A 4,946-nucleotide genomic window follows, 5' to 3' on the forward strand; every position below is an offset into this window, starting at 1 on the left:
TTAGAGACCATCCTACGCCTCCTTTTGTTAATAAAGTTAAGGATGTAAAATTTATTGGAACTCATACAGCCATTATAAGAGCGATTGCTGGAATGATTCCACCTGGTGAATCTGATATCAAACCAGAGGTAAACACTCACCATACTCTAGTGTTAGAACATAAGGAAGATGAATGGAAAATAGAATTATTTCAAAATACCCCTGCTCAATTTCATGGAAGACCTGAATTAGTGGAGGAAATGACTAATGAATTAAGAGAGATGATACGCTAACTTAATATGTGCAAGAGAAAAGCCGACATAATATTATGGACACAATGATGAAAAAAGCTAACCATAAAGATCTTAAAAAAATAAAAAAGATCCTAGAAAGCAGATTTTGAATAATAATCAGTAGGGACGCCTTTTCACTATGAAGGCGTCTTTTTAGATTGAAAATTTAAGGATAGATATCTTGTATCTAACCTTCCAGAAAACAATTGAACAGGTTGGATGAATCATAGATAGCTTTTACATATAACGAAAAGGTGGGTACTTGACAAAATATACTAATCTGTATTACTATATACTAGTAATAAGTAATACTTAATACCAGTAACACAGAATACTGAAAAATATATTGAAATACAAATGGAGGAAAAAATGGAAAACTTCAGAGAAATGATGAAAGGGGTTTTAGAAGGATGTGTGCTTGAGATCATCAGCCGGGGCGAAACTTATGGCTATGAAATCACTCAAAAGCTTAGGGAACTTGGTTTCACTGATGTAGTGGAAGGCACCGTTTATACAATTACGATGCGGCTTGAGAAGAATAATCTTGTAGATATTGAGAAAAAGCCATCCACTAAAGGACCGCCGAGAAAATTTTATACTCTTAATGAAGCAGGTCACGAGCACCTTAAAACCTTTTGGAATAAATGGGAATTTGTCTCAGGCAAAATTAACGAACTCAAAAACAAAAACTAATAAAAAGGAGAATAGAATATGAGCATCTTTGAAAAAATTACCGGAAGTCTGGATGATAAACGGGAATGGAGAGCGATGGAGGCGCGTGCGAAGACACTTCCAAGTGATTATTATAACGCTTATAAAGCGATCCAAAAGTATATGTGGACTGCTGGAGCACCATCTAACTGGCAGGATACCAGTCGAGTTTTTAACGGAATTATCGATCTCTTTGAGGAAGGTGTAGCGGAAGGCAAAAAGGTCACTGAACTTACTGGCGAGGACGTAGCCGATTTCTGTGATGAATTAGTAAAAGATGAGCAAACCTGGAAAGACAAATATCGCACGAAATTAAATAATAAGATTGTTCGTGACTAATAATGAATTTCTGAAGGTTTCGTATCGATATCATTTGTGAGTATAACGCCAATATGGATTGATGGAGGTCCTCAAAACTTTACATTTCGATCTCTTTAGCATGGATCCAAACAATCGAGGGTGAATCCTATCGTATTAAAATTTAGCTGGCAAATCCAATACATGGATTTGCTTTTTGTTTTGAGTAGGCAGTTAAGCTATTCAGTTGAATTTCCTATAACCGCTAATGGCAGGAAGGATAATTAGTTTTAAAATTGAAAGAGTAAGAAGAAGGTCTCTCACTAATTGGAGAGTAGTTTTACCATGACGTTTATGAACCACGGAGGTGAGAAGGATAAATCCAAAAATCGTTATTGTAGAGGAAAAGAAACTGATAGGAAAATCTAAGCGGATGTCCTTAGATGAGGATAGTTCACAAGAACTTTGGACAAGTTTTATGCCACACCGTCATTCTATTCCTAACCGAGTGGATGATCTGTATTATAATGTAAAAGTTTTTGATCAACCTTTTGATCCGGACCATTTTGAAGCTTCCACAACTTTTGTGAAGTGGGCTGCTGTTGAAGTCGCTCAACATGAGGTGGAAGAAGTGAGGGGGATGGAATCCTATTTATTAAGGGGAGGCATGTATGCGATGTTTCTGCATCGTGGTCCTGCCAGTGATTTCAACCAAACGCTGCAATACATATTTGAAGAGTGGCTGCCGTCTTCGTCCTACGATTTAGATGATCGAGAGCATTTTGAGCGTCTAACGGAAGACTATCATCCAGCAGATCCTGAAGCAGTGGAAGAAGTATGGATTCCTATTCGAGCGCTTGTTTCAGATCTTTAGAAAATAGATTAAAGTAATCTTGAAACTTTAGTCTTTATAACTATAAAAAGGGAACCAATCCTTTTTGTATAGTAAAGGGGGAAGAGTTGTTTGGGGTCAAGAATCAAGTTACCACTAACAAATGAGGAAAAGGCACTCCTTAGGAAATCTAAAGTTAAAATAAGCGACCTACATCATTTTAATATTGAAGACATAGCTAGTATGTTAAACACTACATTTTTCAAAGCAAGTACTCTAAAGGGGCTGTCTGAATTCCAAACGGTTCCTTCTATTGGATATCAATTAGCTGAGAAATTAGTTTTTAAGTTGAACCTCTATACATTAGCGGAAATTAAGGATAAGAGCGCTGCTGAACTTTTTGACCTATTAGAAAAACAGCTAGGTGTATGGACGGATAGTTGTGTGGAAGATCAAATTCGCTGCGTGATTAACTATGCGAATCATCCTGATAGCCGTAAACAGTGGTTTGATTTTACAGAAGAAAGAAAAGAATATCGAGAACTATATGGCTTCCCTGACGATCGACCTGCAAAGGCATGGTATGATTAAATGCTGATCAATTATCACCATTTTCAATGTCTGTCTTCTTAAAAGATTTCACATCAAACTTCATATTTCCATACTCTCCACGAAATAAATGAGAATAGAGTTATTATGAGGAAAACTTTGTCATAATAAATCAATGACGTTATCCACTCACATTTGATTATGATTACATCGATTTTGAGCTTACGGTCAGGTAGAAGTGAAGAACAGAAGCTATCAAAGAGAAAATATACATATGCTATAATTAAATAAAAAGAGGAAGGGATATTATGGGATGTCCTGCGGATTTACGGGAAAGAATCTTGGAAGAATTAAATTCCATTTTGAATGAGCAACTTGCTAAGGAAAAAGTGTGTGTTTATTTATTTGGTTCCTGGGCCCGCCAGGAAGAAAAACACAGTTCGGATATAGACATTGCCATCGAATCCCACTACCCACTCTCTCCTTTTAAATGGAATAAACTGATCGAGAATATTGAGGAGTCTACCATTCCTTATAATGTGGACGTTGTAGATTTACTTCATGCTAAAGAATCGCTAGTCCAACAAGTAAAAGAGGAGGGGATTTTATGGAAAGATTACGCCAGCGATTAAATGCAGCAAAGAAGGCGCTGATTGCCTTTAAGAAGCTTGCAATCCTTAAAAATGTCAATGATGTGGAACGGGATGCAGCGATTCAAAGGTTTGAATTCTCCTTCGAGGCAAGTTGGAAAGCTGCAAGGCAATTTCTGTATGACATTGAAGGGCTGGATGTCGGTTCTCCTAAGGGTGTCGTTCGCAGCTGCCGGGAAGTCAACTTGCTGCAGGATGACGAGGCTGTGCTTGCTTTGGAAATGGTAAACGATCGAAACTTGACCGTACACACTTATAATGAAGAAGTAGCTGTCAAAATTCACAAAAATTTGCAACGTTATTATGTCCTTCTCGAGAAGTGGGTTAAACGGATGAATGAAAAGTTAGATGGAATAGATGAATAAGACAAAGTCCCGCATCGTGAGTAATTACGTGTGGGGCTTTGTCTTATTTAGAGGATTTTGTTTTATTGTTCCTGGTTCGCAAAGAAGGTGCTTTTAAAATCATTTTTACTTTAAAGCTTAATTTTAAATGAATTTGAATCAGCTGGGGAATATTCCTCAGCTTTTTGAATTATTCTTCTATTCCTAACATTCCTTTAAAGCTTTTTGCATATTGAACGGTAGCAATTATCGCATCAGCCACTTCTTCCGCTGTTACAGCAAAAGCCTGATGGATCGTTTCACCTTCAGATGTAGCGGCTTCTGCTACTTTTAAGATGTCTTCTCTGGAGACATCTTTCAGTTTAATATCTTCTAACGTAGTCGGTAAATCAAGGCTCATATATAAGGGCATGTATTTCTCGATTTCTTCTTGAGAATGTTCTTCCATTGTTAATGTACAAGTGTACCGAATGCGACTTTTTCTCCATGCGTAAGGTGATGGATCTCCCCTTCTAAGGCAGTGAAGCATTCAGCAGTGATTAACAGAGGAGAGAAAAAAAATGATTCTCTTCTTGCTGTTGCAAGCGGTTATAATAAAGTAAGTGGTCAAACCTAAATTACGTCCAGCGATTCGGGGGTTAAATTATGAAAAAATTGAACCAACTCATCACGAATATAAGCAATGAAATGAACTTTTCAGGAGTCGTATATGTAAAACGGGGCGAGCATACACTATCGGATTTATCCTTTGGTTATGCGGACCGGGCGGAAGAACGGCTGAACAATTCCAGCACTCGCTTTGGTATAGCCTCCGGCTGCAAATTATTTACGGCTATCGGAATTAGTCAATTAGTAGAAGAAGGATTATTAGATTACAACACTCGTCTAGCTGATTGTTTAAAAATACACGTGCCTGATTTTGATAAAGATATTACGATTCACCATTTGTTAACTCATACTTCCGGCATACCTGATTACTTTGATGAAGAGGTCATGAAGGATTATGAAGACCTGTGGAAGACCTTCCCAGTGTACCAAATTGATTCGCTTAAAGATTTTCTACCTTTATTTCAGGCAGAGCCCATGAAATTCACAACTGGAGAAAGGTTTCATTACAACAATGCCGGATATATCCTTTTGGGTCTGATTATTGAGGAACAAACGGGGAGGTGTTTTACAGAGTATATAGAATCGTAAGTTTTTCATAGGTGTTATATGGAAAACTCAGGGTATTTTTCATTAGATCAGCTTCCTGGAAATACGGCGGCAGGATATATGGATAACCATAAAG

Annotated in this window: 7 protein-coding genes and 2 pseudogenes; 8 read left to right on the forward strand and 1 reads right to left on the reverse strand. The window is 37.5% G+C overall.

Translation table 11 applies throughout. The features are described 5' to 3' along the window. The 7 genes from WAM07_RS18330 to WAM07_RS18360 form a co-directional block, all read left to right on the forward strand. A partial coding sequence (locus WAM07_RS18330) for an SgcJ/EcaC family oxidoreductase (protein WP_422168830.1) occupies positions 1–272 on the forward strand: 272 nt, incomplete at its 5' end. A 369-nt stretch (positions 273–641) separates the two neighbouring features. Beyond that, positions 642–965: a PadR family transcriptional regulator gene (locus tag WAM07_RS18335; protein ID WP_422168831.1), complete on the forward strand. Its 324-nt coding sequence runs from the start codon at positions 642–644 to the stop codon at positions 963–965. An 18-nt stretch (positions 966–983) separates the two neighbouring features. After that, on the forward strand, positions 984–1,322 hold the full coding sequence (locus WAM07_RS18340) for a DUF1048 domain-containing protein (protein WP_422168832.1): 339 nt from the start codon (positions 984–986) through the stop codon (positions 1,320–1,322). Positions 1,323–1,647: 325 nt separating this feature from the next. Further along, entirely contained in the window at positions 1,648–2,154 is a 507-nt protein-coding gene (locus WAM07_RS18345) for a GyrI-like domain-containing protein (protein WP_422168833.1), read from the forward strand. Positions 2,155–2,244: 90 nt separating this feature from the next. After that, entirely contained in the window at positions 2,245–2,703 is a 459-nt protein-coding gene (locus WAM07_RS18350; protein ID WP_422168834.1) for a helix-hairpin-helix domain-containing protein, read from the forward strand. A gap of 266 nt (positions 2,704–2,969) precedes the next feature. After that, a complete protein-coding gene (locus tag WAM07_RS18355; RefSeq protein ID WP_422168835.1) occupies positions 2,970–3,293 on the forward strand; it encodes a nucleotidyltransferase family protein in 324 nt (107 codons plus the stop codon). Continuing rightward, a complete protein-coding gene (locus tag WAM07_RS18360) occupies positions 3,269–3,676 on the forward strand; it encodes an HI0074 family nucleotidyltransferase substrate-binding subunit (RefSeq protein ID WP_422168836.1) in 408 nt (135 codons plus the stop codon). Before WAM07_RS18355 ends, WAM07_RS18360 begins: the two co-directional genes overlap by 25 nt. A gap of 169 nt (positions 3,677–3,845) precedes the next feature. Here WAM07_RS18360 and WAM07_RS18365 read toward each other — a convergent pair. Continuing rightward, positions 3,846–4,180: pseudogene (locus tag WAM07_RS18365) on the reverse strand (glycerol dehydrogenase); the annotation flags it as partial. 120 nt (positions 4,181–4,300) lie between these two features. On the opposite strand from WAM07_RS18365, the pseudogene WAM07_RS18370 reads away from it, so the two are divergent. Next, a pseudogene (locus WAM07_RS18370) lies at positions 4,301–4,946 on the forward strand (serine hydrolase domain-containing protein); the annotation flags it as partial.

The sequence above is a fragment of the Halobacillus sp. genome (genome assembly GCF_049282395.1).
GTDB lineage: Bacteria > Bacillota > Bacilli > Bacillales > Halobacillaceae > Halobacillus.